Here is a 22,661-nt window from a genome sequence, read left to right on the forward strand (position 1 = left end):
ATTCAAATTTATTATTTCTTTTAGATACGCCATTCTATAAATTAAGTATATCCCAGAGATAAATACAAACGGAATAAGTATCTTCAACAGTCTTTTTCTAAAAAAATTAGTTAAATAATCAGGTTTTACTTTGGTTTGAATATATAACCCATAACCAGATAAAAAGAAGAAAATAGAAACGATATAAGTTCCCATATAGGAAAAATTAGAAAATTCATCACCAGATGTAACCCATTGTGACAAATGATGAAATATTATTCCTATAGCTAGAAATCCTCTAAGCCCTGATGTAGATTTAACATTTAGATATTCCTTATTTTGAGGTAACAAATAAATTAATAGCGTTATCAACAATAAGATTATAATATCCATGAATTCTATTTCTCCCTATAAGTTTAATAATATCTTGAAAGTAATTTCTTAAACACGCAAATTATAATAATCCTCTAAGCGCTTCTTGCCACAACTGATACAGGCTAATAAAGAAAGAACTCATGATATAGCCCATTACAATGCTGAAAAAGGCTACTAGTAAACGAACTTTTCCTGTATTCTCAGTTGTCACTTTTAAAACCTTTTCCCATCTAACAAGATTTTTTAAAAGGTAAAAACTCACATAAATAAAGAGCATGTGACTGCTTAGAGTGAATAATAATTGAACCATTTGACTATTATACCATCTTCTCTGTTTGTGCGCTAGTTTGGAAACTTCACTTAAAAACTAGGGATTGTTTTTCAAGTAATCAATTGCATCTTGTAGGGTTTTAACTGGCACAATTTTCATATCTGTCTTGATTGTTTTAGCTGCTTCCAGAGCTGTTTGGTAGTTGTTTTTCGCATCCGGATGCGCTTTTTGTTCTTCTTCGCTAACAGGGTTATCAGGGGCAAAGAAAATAGCGGCACCTTCTCTAGCCGAAGCTACAACTTTCTTATCAATACCTCCAATGTCCCCCACATTCCCATCGCGGTCAATAGTTCCTGTACCGGCAACAATTCGACCATTACGAAGGCCTGGGTCAGCTATTTGAGTATAGATAGCCAGACTAAACATGAGACCAGCACTTGGACCGCCGATACCAGCTGTTGAAAAACGAATTGGGACATCACTGGTTACTTCTGTACGGTCAATCAAGCCAATTCCAATCCCATTTTTTCCATTTTCCAAGGTGATAATCTTTCCTTCTGCAGACTTGGTTTGCCCATCTTCTTCATAAGTTACCTTGACGGAGTCCCCTAGTTTTTGAGAATTGACGTAATCAATCAAATCTTTAGAACTGTCAAAAGTCTGATCGTTGACTGCTGTTACTGTATCAGAGATGTTGAGTATCCCTTTAAAGGTTGAATTATCCGTTACAGTCAAGACATAAACCCCAAGGTATTTAAGTTCGATATCTTTACCAGCTGTTTTTAGACCTTGATACTTGGCCATATTTTGTGATGTCTGCATGTAGAATTGATTGATCCGCATAAATTCTACATCTGAAGAACCACCTGTAGTCTCCTGAGCACTACGAATATCTGTAAAAGGCGTCAACCAAGCATAAATCATATGAGCTAAAGTAGCATGCTGGACACCAACCGTAACGAAGTGATAGGCACCAGCTTCCTTATCTTCTGTATCATTGACTTTGAGGACTTGGCGAATATCTTCCGAACCACCTGGAACCTCTATATAATAAGGCAAGGGCACTACAAACGCCAAGAAAGTCGCTATCAAGGCCGCAATGACGTATAAAGGCCATCTAATCTTTTTTTTCATTTCTTATTTCCTCCAAAATACTCTCAGGAACATAGCAGGCAACATCCTGACCAAACTTCAAAAGTTCTCGAACACCAGACGAACTGATATAGAGATGTTCCGGTCGACTATGTAAATAAATGGTCTCCATATCAGGAGACAGCTGATGGTTGTAGTAATCAAAACTGGCTTCATATTGCAAATCCGTTGCATTTCTCAAGCCCCGCACTAGACAAGTAGCACCCAGTCTTTTTGCAACATCAACTACCAATTCATCATGAGAAGACACGACTGCAACATTTTCTAAATGTTTCAAAGCCTTTTCTAACCCCCGTTTACGATTTTCAAGAGAGAGAAATCCTTTTTTGTGGGGGTTAAAAAAAATACCGACATAGAGCTTATCAAAGAGTTTGCTAGCCCGTTCAATCATATCCTGATGCCCATTTGTCATCGGATCAAATGAGCCTGTGAATAAGCCAATCTTATCTGACATAGACTGTCACCTTACTAATTCCATAAATTTTTTCCTTCCAGATGCCCAGGCAGGCAATTTCTTCTGGAAGTTCAACGGCTTTATCCGTCTCACACACGACCATGACATCTTCAGAAAAAAGCTCTCTCTCAGCCATTTTTTCAATATCTGCTACGATTTGTTCCTTGGCATAGGGAGGGTCTAAGAAAATGAGATCAAATTCTCCAGATACCTGCTCTAGAGCCCTTTCCGCATCCATCTTGAGGAGTTGAAATTTTCCAATTTCCTTGGTCATCTGGATATTTTCAGCCACGATGGCCTGGGCCTTACGGTCTCGCTCTACCAAAACAGCGCTAGCCATGCCACGCGATACAGCTTCGATAGATAAACCACCACTACCTGCATAAAGGTCCAAGACTCGTCCCCCTTCAAAGTAGGGACCAATCATATTAAAAATGGCTCCCCTAACCTTATCCGAAGTGGGCCTTGTCGTCTTGCCTTCTAGTGTCTTGAGGGGACGTCCCCCATAGATTCCTGATACGATTTTCATACCGTTTATTATACCAAATTATGGGCGAAAAGAGAAAGAAAACCGAACCTTGCGGTTCGATTCTCTACAAAATATTTTCGTAAGTATCGCGGACTTCTTGAGGCCAGACACTTGTTTGCACTTCTCCGATATGTTTCTTGCGAAGTAAGAACATGGCCATACGAGATTGTCCAATTCCTCCACCGATTGTCAATGGGAATAGACCATTCAACAAAGCCTTGTGCCATTCCAATTCCAAGCGGTCTTCATCACCTGTAATGGCAACCTGACGACGAAGCGTTTCTTCATCTACACGGATTCCCATAGAAGACAACTCAAAGGCTCCCCCCAGAGACTCATTCCAAACAAGAATATCACCATTTAGACCCTTGTAGCCATTTTCAGACTCACTTGTCCAGTCATCGTAGTCTGGTGCACGTCCATCGTGCGGTTTACCGTCTGGTAATTCACCACCGATACCGATCAAGAATACTGCTCCAAATTCTTTACAAATAGCATTTTCACGCTCTTTTGGTGTCAAATCTGGGTAGCGTTCTACCAACTCTTCTGTGTGGATAAAAGTGATTTGTTTTGGCAAGATTGATTCGATGTCATAGCGGGCTTCAACAGCTAGCTCAGTAAGACGAATAGCCTTGTAAATCTTCTCAACTGTTTCTTTTAGATAAGCGATATTACGTTTACCATTTGGGATAACTTTCTCCCAGTCCCACTGGTCAACATAAACAGAGTGGGTCGCATCCAGCGAATCTTCGTCTGGACGAAGGGCCTTCATGTGGACAAAAAGGCCTTCTCCCTCACCGAAACCAAAACGGGCCAAAGTATGGCGTTTCCATTTGGCAAGTGAGTGCACCACTTCATAAGTAGCATCAGGGATTTGGAGAACCTTGACCGATACGGCATTCTCCACACCTGATAAATTATCCTGCATCCCGTCGCCGACCCTGCTCAAGATAGGACCTTGAACTTCGACAACTTCTAACTTATCTTTCAAATACTGGGTAAAAGTGTTTTTGACAAAGGAAATCTCTTCTTGTTGATGAATAAAACTTTTCTTCATAAACTACTCCTCAAAAAATTAATTAAAAGCATTATACACCTATTTCCAAGAAAAGAAAAGACCAAATATAAAAAAATCAGTGCTCCTTCGAACACTGATGTCATGAACCTTTTAGTCATTTCGACCGAAGATACGTAGAATACTTAGGAAGAGATTGATAAAATCAAGATAGATACTGAGAGCCATTGACACAACCCAACCTGTCGCTACACGGCCTTGTGATTGTTCATAAGCGAGACGAATTCTTTGGTTGTCCCAAGCAATCAACCCTGAGAAAACCAAAACCATGGCTACGCTAATCATATAATCAAAGAAACCGCTAGCCAAGAAAATATTAACTACCATGGCAATCAGCAAACCGATAAGCGCCGCCATCATAGCCCGACCCAGGCCACTCAAATCTTTCTTGGTGAACATGCCAACTGCCGCCATGACAAAGAAGAGAAGGGCGCTCGATACAAAGGCAGATAAAACTGTACCTGGAGTATAGAAGGCCACCACAAAACTAAGGGTAAAGCCGTTTAATACTGAGTAAAGTAAAAATACTGGAAGAGCTGCTGGACTATTCTTTAAGGCCATGCTACTGGCAACGAAAACCAAGGCCAACTCCGCAAAAGTAGCAATGGTCAACCAGAGGCGTCCCTGCATCAAAAAGTAAACCAACTGAGATTGAAAGACCGTCAACATAAGACCTGATACTAAAGCGGATAATCCGATTCCCAGACCAACAAAGGCATAAACCTTAGCGTAAAATTGATTGAGACCAGTACGGTCTTGTATAATAGTATGATTCATCTTTGTCTCCTTTTCTATGAATGTCTTTCCTTGATTATAACAAAGAAAGTTAAAATTAGCTTAAATGAAAAATCAAAATACCGGCTGCAACTGCGACATTCAGACTCTCAGCCTGACCCTTCATGCTAATATGGACCAACTGGTCTGCACTTTCAGCCATGAGGGGACTAATTCCTTGACCCTCGTTTCCCATAACCAAGACAAACTGATCTAAATGAGGCAAGTCACGATAATCTTTAGAATCCTTGGAAAGAGTGGTTGCCAGCACAGGGATACCAGCCTTTTTAGCTTCCTCGAGAAGCGCTTGGCTCGACATCCGATAAATAGACAGATGGAAATGACTGCCTTGCATAGAACGAAGGGTCTTGAGACTGTAAATATCTGCCGACTTATCTGAAACAATCACTCCTGTAAAGCCTGCTGCATCCGCAGTCCGAATGATGGTTCCCACATTACCAGGATCTTGCACATCTTCCAAAAATAAGAACTTGCCCTGACTAAAATCAGCTTGTCCTACTTCTTCTTTTTGAACCACGGCAACAATTCCCTGTGGAGTCTGAGAATCCGCCAAATCTAGCAAAATATCCTCTGACACCCAGACAGTTTGCGGAAAAGAGGCTAACTGATCTCGATAATTTTCCAGAGCAAAGATTTTCTCAATCGTCACCCCAGCTTGAACAGCTTCTTCAAACAAGTGCCAGCCTTCAATCAAATAGGCAGACTTGCGGTATTTTTTTTGGTGTAATTTCTTGGCATTTTTTACCACAGAATTGGCTTTTGAGGTTATAATAGTCATAGAAATATTATAACACAATCAAAGGGGTTTGGTATGCAAAAGGTTAGAATGATTGCCCAAGGCAGGGTTCAGGGAGTTGGCTTTCGTTGGGGTGTTTACAGCTTGGCTCTTGAAATTGGTGGCATCACAGGCCGAGTATGGAATAACGACGATGGCACAGTAGAAATCTTAGCCCAAGCAGACTCATCTGCTATCATGGCAAAATTTATCCAAGAAATCCGAAAAGGTCCGACACCTTTTTCAAAAGTCAGCTACTTAGATGTCAAACTGAGTAACTTTCCTCCCTACCCTGACTTCAAAATCGCAAATTAGGTCTCTAGAACTATTGTATATTTTGTAAAAAAACAGTAGAATAGAAAGGTATAATTTTTAAAGAAGGAATAAAAACAGTGAAATCTATTAAACGTTTTGCACTCTCAGCTATGGGAGTGGCTATGTTGCTTGTCTTGACTGGCTGTGTCAACGTCGATAAAGCCACAGGTCAGCCAACAGGATTTATTTGGAATACTATCGGAGCGCCTATGGCTGAAGCTATCAAGTACTTCGCCAATGACAAGGGACTTGGTTTTGGGGTTGGTATCATCATCGTAACCATTATCGTGCGCTTGATTATCTTGCCACTTGGTATCTACCAATCATGGAAAGCAACGCTTCACTCTGAAAAGATGAACGCCCTCAAGCACGTCCTTGAGCCACACCAAACACGTCTCAAGGAAGCAACAACTCAAGAAGAAAAACTAGAAGCCCAACAGGCTCTCTTTGCCGCTCAAAAAGAGCACGGCATCAGCATGTTTGGTGGTGTAGGATGTTTCCCTATCCTCCTTCAAATGCCTTTCTTCTCTGCTATCTACTTTGCTGCCCAACATACTGAAGGGGTTGCTCAAGCAAGCTACCTAGGAATTCCTCTAGGTTCTCCAAGTATGATTTTGGTTGCCTGCGCTGGTGTCCTTTACTATCTTCAATCACTCCTTTCACTTCACGGAGTAGAAGATGAAATGCAAAGAGAACAAATTAAGAAGATGATTTACATGAGCCCACTCATGATCGTCGTCTTCTCCCTCTTCTCACCAGCCAGTGTCACACTTTACTGGGTTGTCGGTGGTTTCATGATGATTCTCCAACAGTTTATCGTCAACTATATCGTTCGTCCAAAACTTCGCAAAAAAGTCCGTGAAGAATTGGCTAAGAACCCACCAAAAGCAAGTGCATTCTCAACAGTAAACGGACGAAAAGACGTTACCCCTGAACAACCAACTGCTATCACAAGCAAGAAAAAACACAAAAATCGCAACGCTGGCAAACAACGTTCGAGATAAGAAGAAAAAGACTTAGCTGGTTTGCTAAGTTTTTTTGTAACTCAAAAGCCCGATGTTCCCATCAGGCTTCTTTTTTATCCATGTACACGTTTCATATAGTCTTGATAACTTTCTGTATCCATGAGTTTTTTAGCGTTTTTCACGCGGTCTGCTGTTGGTGGTTTGACTCCTTCGAGCGAATATGGAATTCCCAATTCACGCCACTTGAACTCACCCATGGTGTGATAAGGCAGAATTTCAAACTTATCAACATTTTTGAGGGTCTTGACGAACTTACCAAGTTCAATCAAGTCATCGTCTCTGTCTGTCAAACCTGGAACTAATACGTGGCGAATCCAGACAGGTTTTCCAATATCTGATAGATACTGGGCACAGGCCAAGATGTTTTTATTGGTTTGGCTAGTGACAATCTTGTGCTGTTCTTCGTTGATTTCCTTGATATCCAAGAGAACCAAGTCAGTGACAGCCATGAGTTTGTCAAATTTTTCAAGGTAACGTGGTTTATTACGGAAAGGAAGAGCACAGGTATCCAAGGTACAGTGGATTCCTTGTTCCTTAGCCTTTGTGAAGAGGGCAATCAGGAAATCAATCTGCAAGAGGGCTTCTCCCCCACTAACTGTAATACCACCCTTATTTCCCCAGAAACCGCGGTAGCGCAAAGCCTCTGCCAAGACATCATCTACTGTGCGTTCACGTGATTTATTGGACTCCATAGCCCAAGTATCCGGGTTGTGGCAGTACTGGCAACGCATGTGACAGCCCTGCAAAAAGACAATAAAGCGAATACCAGGCCCATCTACCGAACCAAAGCTTTCTGTCGAATGCACCATTCCTGTCACTTGTCCATAATCAATTGTTTCTTCAGACATATCGTTACCTTCCTTGAAAACGTTTTATAGTTTTATTATATCACGACTTGAAGGAAAAACAAGATTTTTTCCTATTTTTTAGAAAGCAATCTGTTTTTCAATTTCATTTTCAATTAATTATCATTTTATTCTTCAAAATCAAAGCCATACAAGGTTGCAAAATAGTCCTCAGGGCGCTCTGCACGGCGGATTTGACGAGCTTTACCTTCTTCAGTATAGAGGATTTCCGCAGAACGTAATTTGGCATTATACTGGTATCCCATTGAAAAACCGTGGGCACCTGTATCATGAATTACCAGCAAATCACCGATTTCTGTATGAGGTAACTCGCGATTCACTGCAAATTTATCATTGTTTTCGCAGAGTGAACCGACCACATCTACCACTTCAGCTGGTCCTTCTGGATGTGTCAGATTGGTAATATGGTGGTAGGCTCCATACATAGCTGGACGCATGAGGTTGACTGCCGATGCATCCACACCTAGATAGGTACGATAAGTTTTTTTCTTATGAGTGACTCTTGTGACCAAAGCACCGTGAGGGGCTAGCATAAAGCGACCCAATTCGGTAAAAATCTTGACCTGACCAAGACCAGCTGGAGTAAGAACCTCTTCATACACCTTACGAACTCCCTCACCAATCAAGGCAATATCATTTGGTTCCTGCTCAGGACGATAGTTGACACCAATACCGCCAGAAAGATTGATAAAATCTAGCGAAATACCTAACTTTTCCTTGATTTCAACAGCCAATTCAAAAAGCTGACGGGCCAACTCTGGATAATAGAGATGGGTCACCGTATTGGATGCTAGGAAGGAGTGAATCCCAAAAGTCTTGGCTCCTTTTTCCTTCAAAATAGCAAAGGCTTCAAAGAGCTGCGCCTTAGTCATGCCAAACTTGGCTTCTCCAGGATTGTCCATAATGTCTGTCCCCAGTTCAAAAACACCACCAGGATTGTAACGACAAGAGATGATTTCTGGAATACCTGCTGCACGCTCTAGATGTTCAATATCTTCAAAAGCATCCAAGTTAATGGTCGCACCTAATTCACGCGCATAGGCATATTCCTTGTCTGGCGTGTTGTTAGAGGAGAACATAATCTCAGAACCCGGAAAGTCCAGTTTATGGCTCATCAAGAGCTCTACATAACTAGAGCAGTCCACACCGCAGCCTTCCTCTTGGAGTATTTTCAAGATAGCTGGTGTTGGAGTTGCCTTAACTGCAAAATATTCCTTAAAACCCTTGTTCCACGAAAAGGCTTGGTTAACAGCTCTTGCCTTCTCACGAATCCCCTTCTCATCATACAAGTGAAAGGGAGTCGGGTACTCGGCAACAATCGCTTCTAACTCTTCTCTATTGATAAATGGTGTTTTCATAAGCTTCCTTCTATTCTATTTGCAAAGAAAGGCTGGGACAATCGTTCCAACCTTTAGTTCTATCTCTTATTTATCTTCGTCAAAGATATTGCCAACCTCAACATCGATGGCTTGGTTCTTGACATCAATATTGGTTACCTTCAAGAGTGACTTATAGTCAAATTGCTTTTCACGTTCTTCTTGGGCATTGTCCGCAAAGACCGCTACACCAGCCAATTCTGAATCAAACTCACGCAAGAGGCTGATCATCCCGTTGACCGTTCCTCCGCCTTTTAAGAAGTCATCTACGATTAAGACTCGACTACCTGCCTTGAGACTACGTTTTGAAAGGAACATTTTCTCAATACGGTCACCACTTGAACCTGAAACATAGTTGACGCTGACAGTTGAACCTTCGGTAATTTTCAAGTCACGGCGCACAATAACAAAAGGAACATTGAGGACATTAGCAACTGCATTTGCAAGTGGAACACCCTTGGTCGCTACTGTCATAACCGCGTCAATTTTTTGATCCATAAAGCTCTTGGCAATAATACGACCAATATTTTTCAAGATAGCTGGTGTGCTAAGCAAATCAGACAGGTAGATGTAGCCACCTGGCAAGATACGGTCACTTTCTGATAACTTAGCACGCAAGTCCTCAACCATTTCCTTGGCATCATGGCTTGAGATTGATGGTGTGAAGATGACACCTCCACCAGCCCCAGTAACTGTCTGGATGTGGCCGATTTCGATTTCCTCAAAGGCACGTTTGATAATCACGATATCTTCTGAGATGGATGATTTAGCAGATTCATACTTCTCAGCAAAAGTATTGAGACTAGTTAGTTTATAAGGATTATTAATCAAATAGTTGGAAATGACAACCATCCGATCACTTCTTCTTAATTTCATTTCTATTTCCCATTTCATTTAATTTTGATATTTTATCCATTATACCATATTCACATAAAAAAACGAACATTCTTGCCCTAAAAATGCTCGTTTTTCTTAAATTATTAATCTAAATCTGGTTTATAGAAGGAACGATTGTCCATAGCGAAGATTTTATTGGTCATCTCTCCCTTATCCACCAAAGCCAAAGCTGTTGACATCATCATCATGCTAGCATCCAGATTATCAATCATATGGATAATCTCTGCCTCCATGATACGTGGACGAACCGGACTTCCATACTCTAGTAAGCCGTGGTGACTGAGAATGACATGGCGAAGCAGAACGACTTCTTCCTTAGTGTCATCGATACCAAGCTCCATAACCGTCTTAGTAATTTCACTATCGATCAGAGCGATATGTCCAAGGAGATTGCCTCGCACTGTATACTCAGTCTGGTCTGGTCCCGTCAACTCAATAACTTTAGCCAAGTCATGTAACATAATTCCTGCATAGAGCAGGCTCTTATTGAGCTGAGGATAGACCTCGCTAATGGCATCTGCCAAACGCACCATGGTCGCCGTATGATAGGCCAAACCCGTTTCAAAGGCATGATGGTTGGTCTTTGCTGCTGGATAAGAATAGAATTCCTTATCGTACTTGGTGTAGAGATTTCGAACAATTCGTTGCCAAACAGGATTTTCTATTTTGAAAATCATTTGCGACATGTAGTCACGGATTTCCTTGACATCAACTGGTGACTTGACCTTGAAATCAGCTGGATCATTGGGTTCACCAGGTTGAGGCAGGCGGAGAGTAATTTGATTGACCTGTGGAGTGTTGTTATAAACTTCTCGGCGTCCTTTCATGTGGACAACCTTACCTGCGGTAAAGGCCTCAACGTTATGAGGTTGGGCATCCCAGAGTTTACCTTCAATCTCGCCACTATCATCTTGGAAGGTAAAGGCTAGGTAATTTTTCCCAGCTCGTGTCTGTCTCAAATCAGCTGACTTGATTAGGTAAAAGCCTTCAAACAGCTCATCTTTTTTCATGTGACTAATCTTCATATTCATCCTCATCTTCTTGGAAATGGAGTAGATCAAGCGCAGGCTCACCTTCTGATAACTCAATGTGACGGAGCGTCCGCTCAATAGCTGTAGTACGACGATTTAATAATTCATCAATATTGCCAGAGGCATGTTGGAGGTGTTTTTGTGCCTTGACCAGAATGCCACCAAACTTGCCAAACTCGGTCTTGACGCTAGCAAGCGTCTTACTGATATGGTCAGCACTCTTCTGGATATTGAGGGTCTTGAAGCCAACTGATAGGGAATTTAGAAGGGCTGATAAGGTACTTGGACCTGCAACAATAATCTGCTCCTCCCGCCTCAAATCATCAAAGAAGACCGGATTGCGGACGATTTCTGAGTAGAGACCTTCTGTCGGAACAAATAAAACTCCAAAATTGGTTGTTCGAGGCGGTGCTAGATACTTATTCCTGATATCCTTAGCAAAGCGCTTGACGCTTGCTAAAAGCGATTTACGACAGCGTTCAATCTCGTCCTTGTCACCTGCTTCATAGGCTTCTTCTAAGCGGTAATAATCTGCCAGTGGAAACTTAGAGTCGATTGGCAGGTAGACATATTCCTGGCCGCCTTGGCCAGGTAACTTGATAGCATACTCCACTCGTTCGCTGGAGTTTTCAACCGTTGCAAATTCTCGCTCGTACTGGGCAGGGGTCATGATGTCTTCTATGATTTGCCCCAGTTGCAATTCTCCCAGAATCCCTCGCGTCTTGGTTCCAGAGAGAACCTTGTTGAGAGCACCAACATCGCGGGCAACTGTCTGCATTTCTCCCAGACCTCGATTGACAGACTCTAGTTGCTTGGAAACTGTCTCAAAGGAAGCCTGCAAGCGTGTCTGTAGGGTCTTTTCCAACTTTTCCTCGACCGTCTGGCGCATTTGTTCCAAGCGTTGCTCATTTGATTCCTGCAAGGCTTGGAGGCGTTGGTCGGTCTTGTCTCTAGTTTGTAAGAGATTATCTGTCATTTCTTGACGAACCTGAGTCAAACCTTGGTGCAATTCCATTCGCATTTCTTGCAAACGATCGCTGACAGCCACTTCCAAATCTTTTTGATCTAGCTGACTGGCTTGTCTGGCTTGTTCAAAGCGGTAATCCAACTGATCTGACAAGTGATCTGCCTGATCCTCCAGGCTCTTGCTTAAATGTTTTTCCTGCTTATCCTGCCTTTGCCAAATCAGAAAGAGACCAGCTAGGTTGGCAATTAATAATAGAACAAGTAAACTTTCCATCTTACCTCCTGTCCTTGCTATGCAAGACAACCACATAGCCATCTGGGCAAGTCACCGAAACTTCCCTATCTATATATTCGTTAGAAGCGTACACTTTTTTAAAGAAAAAATTCTCCTCTGTTAACTCATACTTGGCTCCAAGAATGGTCAACTGGCTATCCCGAACTGGCATAAAGGCTAGGTAGTCATAGTCTGAACGCGGTTCAAGCTGACTGGTTCCTTCTGGACAATAGGCAATCAAATTTTGCCCATCCTCAATCGCTATCTGACGCATATAGGGGGCCAACTTTGGATTGCTAGGCAGAAAGACGTTAGCCAACATATGGTCAATACGGCCACCAAGAGCCCCGAAAATAGTGACCTGAGCCTGAGGATTTTGCTCAAAGATGGTTAAAAGAGCCAATTCTAGATCAGTATCATCTTTTTCTGGTCGCGCTTGGACAAAATGCTGAGCACGTTTTTGAATCAACTGACGCTCTTCTGCGGTTACAGAATCAAAATCCCCAACTGCTATGGCGAGAGGAAGTTTTTCCTCCAAGACCCAGAGCGAGCCCCGATCCACACCGACAAAGCAATCAAAGTCCGTCCGGTAGTGACCGCGGTCTCCGCCTGCAAAAACGGCAACCCTAGTCCAGTTGTTTTCTGAGAGTTTGTACTCGCTCATTGACATCTCCCTTAAAGACATAGGAACCTGCTACAAAAACGGTCGCACCAGCTTCTTTAGCCTGAGCAATAGTTTGATCATCAATCCCGCCATCGACTTCAATCTCAAAGTTCAAGCCTTTTTCCTCACGAAGGGCAACCAACTCACGAACCTTATCCATGGTTTCAGGTAGAAAAGCTTGCCCACCGAAACCAGGGTTCACTGTCATGACTAAGACTTGGTCAACTAGATGAAGGACGTGCTTAATCGTCTCGACTGGCGTACCAGGATTAATGACAACCGAAGGTTTGACACCGAGCGAACGAATTTTTTGGAGGGCGCCATGAATATGAGGCGTTGCTTCAACATGGATGCTGATGATATCCGCACCTGCACGCGCAAAGTCTTCCAGATGGTGTTCAGGATTGGCTACCATCAAGTGGCAGTCAAAGACCATCTTGCTATGAGGGCGAAGAGCTTCGACTACACCTGCACCAAAACTGATTTGTGGTACAAAGTGACCGTCCATGATATCGATATGGGCATACTCTGCCCCAGTTGCTTCTAGACGTTTGATTTCACGTTCAAAGTTGGCATAATCTGCTGCCAGAATTGACGGAGCAATCTTGTATTGAGACATAGGTTTCTCCTTATTTTGGAATTTTTTTGCTGACTTTTTTATAGGTTTCTCTGCGATTTTCAATCTCACTGAGGAATTGCAGGTAATTATCAAAACGGAAGGACGCAATGACACCCTCTTCAACAGCTGGTTTAACCGCGCAAGAAGGCTCATGAGTATGGGTACAGCTACGGAACTTACAATCTCGACTGATACTAGCAAGCTCTGGAAAAGCTTGATTAAGGTCTTCAGCCGTTGAGACTTCATAATCCAAGGATGAAAAGCCTGGCGTATCTGCGATTTTGCCCCCATTGAGGTTATAAAAACTAACAGCTCGAGTGGTATGACGGCCACGACCCAGACTGTCTGAGATTTCTCCTGTTTCAAGATTAAGATCTGGTGCGATTTTATTGAGAAGAGTTGACTTCCCAACGCCCGTCTGCCCCATAAAGACTGTAATCTTACCTGTTAACAAAGGAAGAAGTTCTTCTTTACTGGTCACAAAGTCATAACCAATGTCACCATAGGTTTGTTTGTAAAAACTTAATTCTTCCCTATCATCCAACAAGTCCATTTTGGAAATATAGACGATGGGATGGATGCCCTTGTGCTCCAAAAGAACCAAGAAACGATCCAGCAAATTGCTGTTGAAGTCCGGTTCCTTGACGGACATGATTACCACAGCTTGGTCAATATTGACAATAGGCGGACGGACCAGACTGTTTTTCCGTTCGTGAATCTTGAGGATATAACCTTCTGAATTTTCCTCAGCAGAGAAATCTACCCAATCCCCAACGTAAGGGGTATGGCCTTTTTTACGGAAATTCCCACGCGCGCGCGTCTGATAAACCTGACCCTCACTCTCCACATAGTAGAAACCTGCCAGGGCTTTAATAATTTGTCCTTGCATCTTAGAGTCCTTGTCCTTTAAGCGCATCTGCTAGACTGGCAAACTCTGCCAAGCTGAGAGCTTCCCCACGAACACTCGGTGACAAACCTGCTTGGTCCAAGGCCTTGGTCAATTTTTCCTTGACTTCTTCAGTCTTGCCAAAGTAACCTGTCAAATTGTTCCACAAGGTCTTGCGGCGATGGGTAAAACTAGCCTTGGAAACCTTAAAGAAGAAGTTCTCGTCTTCCACTGCTACGGCTGGCTCTGGACGACGCACCATTTTCAAAATAGCTGAATCCACATTTGGCGCTGGCACAAAGACTGTACGCGGCACGATAAAGGCAATCTTGGCTGTCATGTAGTACTGAACCGCAATCGACAAGCTACCGTAAGCCTTGGTGTTCGGTTGGGCTGAGATACGATCCGCCACTTCTTTCTGCATCATGACCACAAACTCACTAAAGGGAATGCCACTTTCGATCAAATGCATGAGAATAGGCGTCGTGATATAGTATGGCAAGTTGGCTACTACCTTGATTGGCAGGTCAGGATTTTTGAAATTCTGGATATGTTGCGCCAAATCGACCTTGAGAATATCCTCGTTGACCACTGTTACATTGTCAAAATCACGCAGGGTATCTGCCAGAATCGGTACCAAACGGTGGTCGATCTCAAAAGCCATGACTTGAGCTGCACGCTCCGCTAGGAATTCTGTCAAGGCACCAATACCTGGCCCGATTTCGATAACATTGACCTGGTCATCAATTTCAGCCGTATCCACGATTTTTTGAAGGATATTGGTATCCGTCAAGAAATTTTGCCCGAAGGACTTTTTAAAGGTAAAACCGTGACGCTCCAGCACTGCCTTGGTCACGCTATAATCTGCAATTCTCATTTATTCTCTTTTCTAATATGAACGACGAAATATCCAAACAAAATCATTTCCTCTAGAACCCTGATGAATCAGGTCTTTTAAATAAACATTTGGATTCGTCAGTTCTTTTGTTTCCGTATTATAACTTGTTATTGTCTTTCCACCATGTCGAAGAAGCCATTCCGTATCCAATCCAGGCAGATATCTGTCCTTTTGAAGAAAACTACAAAGCTCCTCAACTGTCATATCCTCCGGAATATCAAGATCCATCTGATGAGAGAAAACATCATCCCCCATGCAGATAGACTCTCTGTCAACTTGTATTTTCATTTCTCTCTTTCCTTGTAAACTTCTATTTAGATGTTATCAAAATGAATTTTCTGAAATAAATCTACTTATCTCTATTGTAACACATTCCCCTTACATTTGGGGTTTGCTTAGCTGTTCTTATAAGATTTCATAGCTTCTTCCACTTCTGCCAAGGTGACCCCAAACAACTCTAGGCGTTTGAGGAGTTGCTTGCCGTTGGAATAGCCAATTCGGAGAGCTTCTCCTAGATATTCTCGTCGCTTACGGCTATCTGCTCCTGCTAGAAAACCAAGGCGAATCAAGTCGCTACGACTGATGTCAAACTGACTCTCCTGTTCAAATTGTTCTGTCACCTGAGCTAGAGCCGTTTTTAGGTCTTCATAGCTAGCATGCTCAATTCCCAAAGACCGCCCCTTGGTCTTGGATTTGGGAACAGCTTCATCTCGTTTGAGGAAGGCATGCTGAACTGTTGGAATGGCCGTCATAATCATACGACGAATCCGCTCCCCATTAAAATCTGGGTCTGTAAAGACAATGACTCCATGACGTTGGTGCAGGCGCTTAACCCGCTCTATGTCCTGGTCATTGATGGCAGAACCTCGAGTCTCATAGGTCTCTACATCGAAATAACGTTTGAGATTGGCCGTGTCATCGCGACCTTCGACCACGATGACTTGGGAAATTTTTTCTTTCATTACTTGTTGTCCAATCCAAAAATGCACTCTGCATTTGCAGTCGTTGCTGCTGCTAACTCCTCGGTCGTCATACCACGCAGATCCGCGATAAAATCTACTACATAGCGAGTATAGGCTGTTTTGTTTTCGCGACCACGTTTAGGAACAGGAGCCAAATAAGGCGCATCCGTTTCCACCAAAATCTTGTCCAAAGGAAGTTCTCTAGCTGCCTCTTGGATATCGGTTGCCTTCTTAAAAGTCACCACTCCTGAGAAGGAAATAGTCATACCAAGCTCGACAAACTTCTCTGCCCATTCAAGTGTTCCTGAGAAAGAATGCATGATGCCACCTCGAGGACCAACTCCCTCGCTCTTGATAATCTCATAGGTATCTTCCAGCGCATCACGGGTATGGACAACAAAAGGCAAATCCAAGTCCTTAGACAGCTGAATCTGACGACGAAAAACCTGCTCCTGCACCTCTTTTGACGCTGTCATCCAATGATAATCCAAACCAATCTCACCTAAAGCAACAACCTTGGGATGCTTGAGCTTATCAAGCAAGTAGTCTTCAATCTCCTCTGTATAAGTCCCTGCCTCTGTCGGATGCCAACCAATAGTCGCGTAAAGTTGCTCATACTCATCCACCAACTCCAAAGCACGCTCAATCGTCGGTTGATCAAAACCAACAATATTCATCTGTGTCACACCCATCTCAGCGGCCAAGGCAATTTCTTCTGCCTCACGACCTGCAAATTCTTCTACATTCAAATGTGTATGTGTATCAAAAATCATCTCTTCTAACCTCGTTTTCTATCTTCTATTATACCAAAAAACTGCCTTCTCTCCTCATCTGTAAAAAATATTCTAAAATCCATCGTCGTCTCTTGACGCTATTTTTCCAAAGCAGTATAATAGCACTTATTGAAATTTTCAAAAAAGGAAAATACCATGTTTACAAAATTAAAACAGACCTTTATCGGTCGTCCTCTTAAGTCCTTAACAGAAGGCGAGGGAGGGCTGCTGGGAAAAATGCAGGCCTTAGCCATGTTATCAAGCGACGCTCTATCTTCCATTGCCTATGGGCCTGAGCAAGTAGTCCTCGTCTTGGCTAGTCTCTCTCCACTTGCTATATGGTGGAGCCTTCCCATCGGCCTCTTTGTCCTCCTGCTTCTGGCTAGTCTGACCGTTTCCTACCGTCAAATCATCCACGCCTACCCTCAAGGAGGAGGGGCCTATATGGTTACTCGAGAAAATCTATCGCCCGAGCTAGGCTTGATTGCTGGAGGTAGTCTGCTGGTTGACTACATGCTGACTGTGGCGGTATCAGTATCATCTGGAGCTGATGCTATCACAGCAGCTCTCCCTGCTCTCCACCCTTACAACCTCCACATCTCCATTTTTCTAGTTTGCTTGCTCATGCTCTTGAACTTACGGGGCTTAAAAGAATCTGCCAGTTCACTGATGATTCCTGTCTATCTCTTTATTATCAGTACTGTCTTTCTCTTGCTCTATGGAATCTTTCAACTAATGACAGGATCACTCAGCTATCAGGCGACTTCTCCTATTGGACATGCCGTCCCGAGCCTGTCTATCGTTCTCATTCTAAGAGCCTTTACCAGCGGCTCCGCCTCTCTGACAGGGGTTGAAGCTATTTCAAATGCCGTTCCCTTTTTCAAGGCTCCGAAAGAGAAGAATGCTGCTCAGACCTTGACCATCATGTCACTGATTCTAGGATTTCTTTTTGCAGGCATTACCTTCCTAAACTACTGGATGGGGATTATGCCTCAACACGGAGAAACTATTCTTTCACAGATGGCTCAAGGCATCCTTGGTAATTCCTTCTTAGGCCACCTTGGCTATTATATCTTCCAATTCTCCACAGCCTTGATTTTAGCCGTAGCTGCAAATACTGGCTTTTCAGCCTTCCCTATGCTGGCCTACAATATGGCTAAAAACAAATACATGCCCCATCTCTTTATGGAAAAAGGAGACCGCCTAGGCTACTCCAATGGAATTTTAACTCTGGCTTTTGGGGCTATGATTCTTCTTCTCATTTTTAATGGGAATACTGAACGCTTGATTCCTCTTTATACTATCGGGGTCTTCGTGCCCTTTGCCCTTTCTCAGACTGGGATGATTCGCCATTGGAAAAAAGAAAAAGGGGCAAATTTCTTAAAACCTGCCCTTGCCAATATCCTTGGAGCTATCATTTGCTACGCTATCGTGCTAATCCTGCTCTTTTTCCGTCTTAGTGATATCTGGCCTTTCTTCCCGATTATTCTCGTACTCACCCTACTCTTCTTAGCGATTCACAGTCATTACCAAAAAGTAGCCCAACAACTGCGACTCTATGAAGGAATCGAAAAACGTACCTACGATGGAAATCTAGTTCTCGTCCTAGTAGGAAATGTCACCCGTGTAAGTGTTGGAGCCATTAACTACGCTCAAAGTATCGGTGACGAAGTCCTAGCCATGCATATTTCTACTAAGGAAACAGCAGAAAAAGACCAAGAGATTCTCCAAGAATTTGCCGATTACTTCCCAACCATCACTCTAAAAAATATCAAGACCAGCTACCGTGACATCATCACCCCTACTGTCAAGTATGTCAAACGGATTTCCGAGGAAGCTCAGAAAAAGAACTATACAGTCACTGTCCTCGTTCCCCAGTTTATCCCCAATAAACCTTGGCAAAATATCCTGCACAATCAGATGAGTCTCAAACTCAAATACGCCCTCCGTTGGCACCAAGATGTCGTTGTCGCTAGCTATTCTTATCACTTAAAAGAATAAAGAAAAGGCCCTACCAGAACCAAGAAGCGTCTGGTAGGACCTTTTTTCTGAATCCAGTCACTAAGTTTAACTGAAAAGCATGACTAGGAATATCATTGAATGTGGTTAGCTAAATCTTCCTGAGCTTTTTTATTTGACTCAGCTTTTTCTTTTAGCCATTTTTCATAGAGTTCTTGGTACTGTTTAGCAGTTACTGGCTCTTTTTGCAATTCAACATATTTGTAGTTGTCCGCATTTCCTTTATGACCAACGAATGAGAATGGTCCTGTAAACGGTACAGTCTTACGGAAGATTGGATTAGCTCCACCACTTTGAACTGGTAGGAACAAGGCGCTATCTGTTAACCAAGCTTGGGCTTCAGCATATTTTTCATAGCGGGCTTGAGTATCTGTGATTTCTGCGTCTGCCTGATCCAAGAGTTTCTTATAGTCAGCAAGACCAATCTTGTCCTTAACTTCCTTGTCTTTTCCTTCAGACAAGCCCATGTTTTTCAACTGAGAACCTGTCTCTGGATCAAGGATTGCTAGGTAAGTCTTAGGATCTGAGTAATCTCCACCCCATCCTGAGATGTCGATGTCATAGTCTTTTTGCTCTGCTGTATCTGCAAAGTAGGTTGCTTGGTCTTTTTCATCTGGAGATAGTTGGATAACATCGATGACCACATTCTCCTTACCAAGGGTTTCTTCCACTGTTTGCTTGAAAGAACCGGCCTGTTGCACATCTAACTTAGCAGTCTGGTCAACTGGCATATCCAAATGAATTGGGAAAGTTACTCCCTGAGCTTGCAGACTTTCTTTGGCCTTAGCAAACTTCTCTTTGGCCTTTTCAGGATTCAAGAATGCTTGCTTACCATCGTTTAGGTCGATATTCGCCCAATCTTTACCGTAGTTGACAATTTTTTCATTGACAATATCACCAAAGTTCTTATCACCAACTTGGACAAAGTTACTTGGTGTAACCGTGTTACGCAAGATACGGTCTGCTCCATCTTCACCATTTGTCTGCGCTGCATAGGCATGACGGTCAAAGGCAAAGTTGATAGCCTGACGGAAATCTTTATTCTGCATAGCTGCGCGCGAATCTGTCTTTTCCTTATCAGACTGTTTCATAGTTTGCTTGTAGCTTTGACGATTCACGTTGAAAAGATAATAGAAAGTAACTGAGTTTTGCGGTGTATAGGTAATTTTGTCCTCATTTCCCTTTTTGAGTTCAGCAAAGACAGAACTTGTTGGGAAGATACGACCATCAGTATAGTTACCATCCAAGAAGCCTCTTGCAATGCTGTCTTGGTCAGAACCATCAAAGAAAGAAAGTTTCACTTTCTCAATTTTGACATTGTCCTTATCCCAGTAGTTAGGGTTTTTATCAAACTCAATCAAAGATTTTGATGTGAAGGACTTAAACAAGTAAGGACCATTTGACAAGATACTTGATGGTGTCACACTTCCAAAGTCATCTCCCTTAGACTTCAAGAAAGCTTCATTTACAGGACTAAGAATACTTGCTGTTGTTTTAGAGTTCCAATAAGTCTCAGGTTGATTGAGGGTGTATTGTAGCGTGTAATCATCCACTGCCTTAACACCAACAGTTGCAAAATCAGATGATTTTCCTTCAACATAATCTGCTAGACCCTTGATAGAGTCTTGTACCAAGTACAAGTTTTCAGCTTTTTTATCAGCTGCATACTTAAGACCTGTCACAAAGTCATGAGCTGTTACATCCGCATACTCTTCTCCTTCAGAAGTGTACCATTTAGCTCCCTGACGGATTTTATAAGTGTAGGTCAAACCATCTTTTGACACTGTCCATGACTCAGCCATAGATGGGATGAGATTGCCATACTGGTCATTTTCCAACAAACCATCAATCAAGTTGGTTGTGATACTAGATGTAGAATCTCGTGTAGAGGTAATATAATCCAAGGTATCTGGGTTATTGACAAAGATATAAGAGTATGTCTTGTCTGCATTGCTTGATTGGGATGACCCGCATGCCGCTAGAGCTAGACCTGCTGTCAAAACCATAGCTCCAAAAAGCATAACTTTTGATTTCTTCATGATTATTCTCCATTTTTTACAGTATGTGAAATATTATACACTATTTGAGCAAAAATATAAAGCCTTTTTAACTTTTTTACAAAAATAAAAATCAGTAGACTCGAGTTCCTACTGATTTTTGTTATGGTTCGTTTGGATTATGCAGCCAAAACTTTGCGTCCTTTACGACGACGAGCTGCCAATACGCGACGACCGTTTTTAGTTGACATACGGTTACGGAATCCGTGTTTGCGCGCACGACGAAGTTTACTTGGTTGATAAGTACGTTTCACGATGAATACCTCCTCATAGATTTTGTATTCGTTTAGCCGGCTATAAAGTGATCAGTTACTAAACATACTTTACTATTCTATCTGATTCTTTCACTTTTGTCAATAGCTCTAGGCAAATGTTTCCAGCTTTTTCGAATGTAAGCCCTATCTACGATACTGTTTCAAGAAACGAGTCATCTTTTCTTGGATTTGGGCCAGTTCATCAACACGAGGAAGGTAAACGATACGGAAGTGGTCTGGTTCCTGCCAGTTAAAGCCTCGACCATGAACCAAGAGAACCTTTTCCTGTTTCAAGAAATTAAGGACAAATTGCTCATCATCATCGATACGGTACATATTGCGGTCGATTTTAGGGAAGATATAGAGTCCAGCCTTGGGTTTAACCGCAGACAAACCTGGAATGTCTTGAATGGCATTGTAGATGAAGTTTCTTTGCTCGTAAATTCGTCCACCAGGAAGGAGCAATTCATCAACAGATTGGTGGCCACCCAAGGAAGTTTGTACAACTTGTTGGGCCAAAACGTTAGAGCAAAGGCGCATATTGGACAGCATATTGAGTCCTTCAATATAGCCCTTGACGTGCGTTTTAGGTCCAGACAAAACCATCCAACCCACACGGAAACCAGCAATACGGTGAGATTTTGATAGACCATTCATGCTGACACAGAAAACATCTGGTGCCAAACTAGCCACAGGCGTATGCACATGTCCATCCATAACCATGCGGTCATAGATTTCATCCGCAAAGATAATCAAATCGTTTTGACGGGCAATCTCAATAATCTCCAACAAGAGTTCCTTAGGATAAAGGGCTCCAGTTGGGTTATTTGGATTGATAAGGACGATCGCCTTGGTATTGGAAGTGATTTTTGACTTGATATCGTCAATATCTGGGTACCATTCTGCAGCTTCATCACAGATATAGTGAACAGCATTTCCCCCAGCTAGGCTGACAGCGGCTGTCCAGAGAGGATAGTCTGGCATTGGCACCAAGACCTCGTCTCCATTGTCCAAAAGTCCCTGCATGGACATGACAATCAGCTCACTGACACCATTTCCAAGGTAAATATCATCAATATCTACGTTTGGAAATTTCTTCAATTGGCAATACTGCATGATGGCCTTACGGGCTGAGAAAATCCCTTTGGAATCAGAGTAACCCTCACTATCACGCGCATTCATAATCAAGTCATGAATGACTTCGTCTGGCGCTGTAAAGCCAAATTCTGCTGGATTTCCTGTATTCAGACGTAAAATCTTTTCTCCGTTTGCTCGCATCCGCATGGCTTCTTCCAAAACAGGACCACGGATATCATAAGCAACATGCTCTAACTTACTAGACTTGTTATATTCTTTCATCTTGTTTCCTCAATT

26 protein-coding genes are annotated in these 22,661 nt (G+C 42.6%); 3 read left to right on the plus strand and 23 right to left on the minus strand.

The features are described 5' to 3' along the window. The 8 genes from QZ565_RS01290 to QZ565_RS01325 form a co-directional block, all read right to left on the minus strand. The coding region (locus tag QZ565_RS01290; protein ID WP_295524414.1) for an acyltransferase family protein at window positions 1-372 on the minus strand (372 nt) is incomplete at its 3' end. Window positions 373-433: 61 nt separating this feature from the next. Continuing rightward, window positions 434-664 carry a DUF1146 family protein gene (locus tag QZ565_RS01295; RefSeq protein ID WP_004260552.1) on the minus strand — a complete coding sequence of 77 codons (231 nt, stop codon included), beginning with the start codon at window positions 662-664 and terminating at the stop codon, window positions 434-436. A 57-nt stretch (window positions 665-721) separates the two neighbouring features. Beyond that, complete coding sequence (locus QZ565_RS01300) at window positions 722-1,759, minus strand: SepM family pheromone-processing serine protease (RefSeq protein WP_153210448.1); 1,038 nt, start codon at window positions 1,757-1,759, stop codon at window positions 722-724. Continuing rightward, complete coding sequence (gene coaD / locus QZ565_RS01305; RefSeq protein ID WP_295524418.1) at window positions 1,743-2,231, minus strand: pantetheine-phosphate adenylyltransferase; 489 nt, start codon at window positions 2,229-2,231, stop codon at window positions 1,743-1,745. The genes QZ565_RS01300 and coaD overlap by 17 nt, the downstream gene beginning before the upstream one ends. Then, complete coding sequence (gene rsmD, locus QZ565_RS01310) at window positions 2,221-2,760, minus strand: 16S rRNA (guanine(966)-N(2))-methyltransferase RsmD (protein WP_153210446.1); 540 nt, start codon at window positions 2,758-2,760, stop codon at window positions 2,221-2,223. The genes coaD and rsmD overlap by 11 nt, the downstream gene beginning before the upstream one ends. Window positions 2,761-2,824: 64 nt before the next feature. Next, window positions 2,825-3,817: an aspartate--ammonia ligase gene (asnA, locus tag QZ565_RS01315; RefSeq protein ID WP_000748003.1), complete on the minus strand. Its 993-nt coding sequence runs from the start codon at window positions 3,815-3,817 to the stop codon at window positions 2,825-2,827. A gap of 111 nt (window positions 3,818-3,928) precedes the next feature. After that, the gene (locus QZ565_RS01320; protein ID WP_295524423.1) at window positions 3,929-4,612 is read right to left on the minus strand and encodes a Bax inhibitor-1/YccA family protein; all 684 of its coding nucleotides are present in this window, start codon (window positions 4,610-4,612) and stop codon (window positions 3,929-3,931) included. A 55-nt stretch (window positions 4,613-4,667) separates the two neighbouring features. Continuing rightward, complete coding sequence (locus tag QZ565_RS01325) at window positions 4,668-5,408, minus strand: RNA methyltransferase (protein WP_295524425.1); 741 nt, start codon at window positions 5,406-5,408, stop codon at window positions 4,668-4,670. Between the two features lie 33 nt (window positions 5,409-5,441). Between QZ565_RS01325 and QZ565_RS01330 the strand changes: the two genes are divergently transcribed. Together QZ565_RS01330 and yidC are read left to right on the plus strand one after the other, a co-directional pair. After that, window positions 5,442-5,720 carry an acylphosphatase gene (locus tag QZ565_RS01330; protein WP_001174612.1) on the plus strand — a complete coding sequence of 93 codons (279 nt, stop codon included), beginning with the start codon at window positions 5,442-5,444 and terminating at the stop codon, window positions 5,718-5,720. Between the two features lie 77 nt (window positions 5,721-5,797). Beyond that, window positions 5,798-6,724 carry a membrane protein insertase YidC gene (gene yidC, locus QZ565_RS01335; RefSeq protein ID WP_295524427.1) on the plus strand — a complete coding sequence of 309 codons (927 nt, stop codon included), beginning with the start codon at window positions 5,798-5,800 and terminating at the stop codon, window positions 6,722-6,724. 74 nt (window positions 6,725-6,798) lie between these two features. Here yidC and pflA read toward each other — a convergent pair whose 3' ends face one another. The 12 genes from pflA to QZ565_RS01395 all read right to left on the minus strand — a co-directional run bounded on the left by pflA (window position 6,799) and on the right by QZ565_RS01395 (window position 16,957). Beyond that, window positions 6,799-7,593, minus strand: coding sequence for a pyruvate formate-lyase-activating protein (pflA, locus tag QZ565_RS01340; protein WP_033683045.1), 795 nt, complete (start codon window positions 7,591-7,593; stop codon window positions 6,799-6,801). 125 nt (window positions 7,594-7,718) lie between these two features. Then, window positions 7,719-8,969, minus strand: coding sequence for a diaminopimelate decarboxylase (locus QZ565_RS01345; protein WP_295524429.1), 1,251 nt, complete (start codon window positions 8,967-8,969; stop codon window positions 7,719-7,721). Between the two features lie 66 nt (window positions 8,970-9,035). Further along, a complete protein-coding gene (gene purR / locus QZ565_RS01350) occupies window positions 9,036-9,863 on the minus strand; it encodes a pur operon repressor (RefSeq protein WP_004238844.1) in 828 nt (275 codons plus the stop codon). A gap of 104 nt (window positions 9,864-9,967) precedes the next feature. Next, window positions 9,968-10,909, minus strand: a complete 942-nt coding sequence (locus QZ565_RS01355) for a 3'-5' exoribonuclease YhaM family protein (protein WP_049492793.1) — start codon at window positions 10,907-10,909, stop codon at window positions 9,968-9,970. Next, window positions 10,899-12,155 (minus strand): DNA recombination protein RmuC, encoded by a 1,257-nt coding sequence (locus tag QZ565_RS01360; protein ID WP_295524432.1) that lies wholly within the window; start codon window positions 12,153-12,155, stop codon window positions 10,899-10,901. Before QZ565_RS01360 ends, QZ565_RS01355 begins: the two co-directional genes overlap by 11 nt. Before the next feature lies 1 nt (window position 12,156). After that, window positions 12,157-12,819: a thiamine diphosphokinase gene (locus tag QZ565_RS01365; RefSeq protein ID WP_295524434.1), complete on the minus strand. Its 663-nt coding sequence runs from the start codon at window positions 12,817-12,819 to the stop codon at window positions 12,157-12,159. Then, window positions 12,782-13,438: a ribulose-phosphate 3-epimerase gene (gene rpe / locus QZ565_RS01370; protein WP_295524437.1), complete on the minus strand. Its 657-nt coding sequence runs from the start codon at window positions 13,436-13,438 to the stop codon at window positions 12,782-12,784. Before rpe ends, QZ565_RS01365 begins: the two co-directional genes overlap by 38 nt. A 10-nt stretch (window positions 13,439-13,448) precedes the next feature. Next, window positions 13,449-14,327, minus strand: coding sequence for a ribosome small subunit-dependent GTPase A (gene rsgA, locus QZ565_RS01375; protein ID WP_295524439.1), 879 nt, complete (start codon window positions 14,325-14,327; stop codon window positions 13,449-13,451). 1 nt (window position 14,328) lies between these two features. Next, on the minus strand, window positions 14,329-15,201 hold the full coding sequence (gene rsmA, locus QZ565_RS01380; protein WP_295524442.1) for a 16S rRNA (adenine(1518)-N(6)/adenine(1519)-N(6))-dimethyltransferase RsmA: 873 nt from the start codon (window positions 15,199-15,201) through the stop codon (window positions 14,329-14,331). Between the two features lie 12 nt (window positions 15,202-15,213). Further along, window positions 15,214-15,510, minus strand: a complete 297-nt coding sequence (locus QZ565_RS01385; RefSeq protein WP_295524444.1) for a hypothetical protein — start codon at window positions 15,508-15,510, stop codon at window positions 15,214-15,216. Between the two features lie 107 nt (window positions 15,511-15,617). Then, entirely contained in the window at window positions 15,618-16,184 is a 567-nt protein-coding gene (gene rnmV / locus QZ565_RS01390) for a ribonuclease M5 (protein WP_295524446.1), read from the minus strand. Next, window positions 16,184-16,957, minus strand: coding sequence for a TatD family hydrolase (locus tag QZ565_RS01395; protein WP_295524448.1), 774 nt, complete (start codon window positions 16,955-16,957; stop codon window positions 16,184-16,186). Before QZ565_RS01395 ends, rnmV begins: the two co-directional genes overlap by 1 nt. 156 nt (window positions 16,958-17,113) lie before the next feature. On the opposite strand from QZ565_RS01395, the gene QZ565_RS01400 reads away from it, so the two are divergent. After that, window positions 17,114-18,958, plus strand: coding sequence for an APC family permease (locus tag QZ565_RS01400; protein ID WP_295524450.1), 1,845 nt, complete (start codon window positions 17,114-17,116; stop codon window positions 18,956-18,958). Between the two features lie 92 nt (window positions 18,959-19,050). Here the strand turns inward: QZ565_RS01400 and QZ565_RS01405 are convergent, their stop codons facing one another. The 3 genes from QZ565_RS01405 to QZ565_RS01415 all read right to left on the minus strand — a co-directional run bounded on the left by QZ565_RS01405 (window position 19,051) and on the right by QZ565_RS01415 (window position 22,646). Continuing rightward, a complete protein-coding gene (locus tag QZ565_RS01405; RefSeq protein ID WP_295524452.1) occupies window positions 19,051-21,015 on the minus strand; it encodes a peptide ABC transporter substrate-binding protein in 1,965 nt (654 codons plus the stop codon). A gap of 137 nt (window positions 21,016-21,152) precedes the next feature. Continuing rightward, window positions 21,153-21,287, minus strand: a complete 135-nt coding sequence (rpmH, locus tag QZ565_RS01410; RefSeq protein WP_000831905.1) for a 50S ribosomal protein L34 — start codon at window positions 21,285-21,287, stop codon at window positions 21,153-21,155. A 144-nt stretch (window positions 21,288-21,431) separates the two neighbouring features. Beyond that, a complete protein-coding gene (locus QZ565_RS01415) occupies window positions 21,432-22,646 on the minus strand; it encodes a pyridoxal phosphate-dependent aminotransferase (protein ID WP_000666457.1) in 1,215 nt (404 codons plus the stop codon). Between the last annotated feature and the right edge of the window lie 15 nt (window positions 22,647-22,661).

This window comes from uncultured Streptococcus sp. (genome assembly GCF_915066115.1).
GTDB lineage: Bacteria > Bacillota > Bacilli > Lactobacillales > Streptococcaceae > Streptococcus.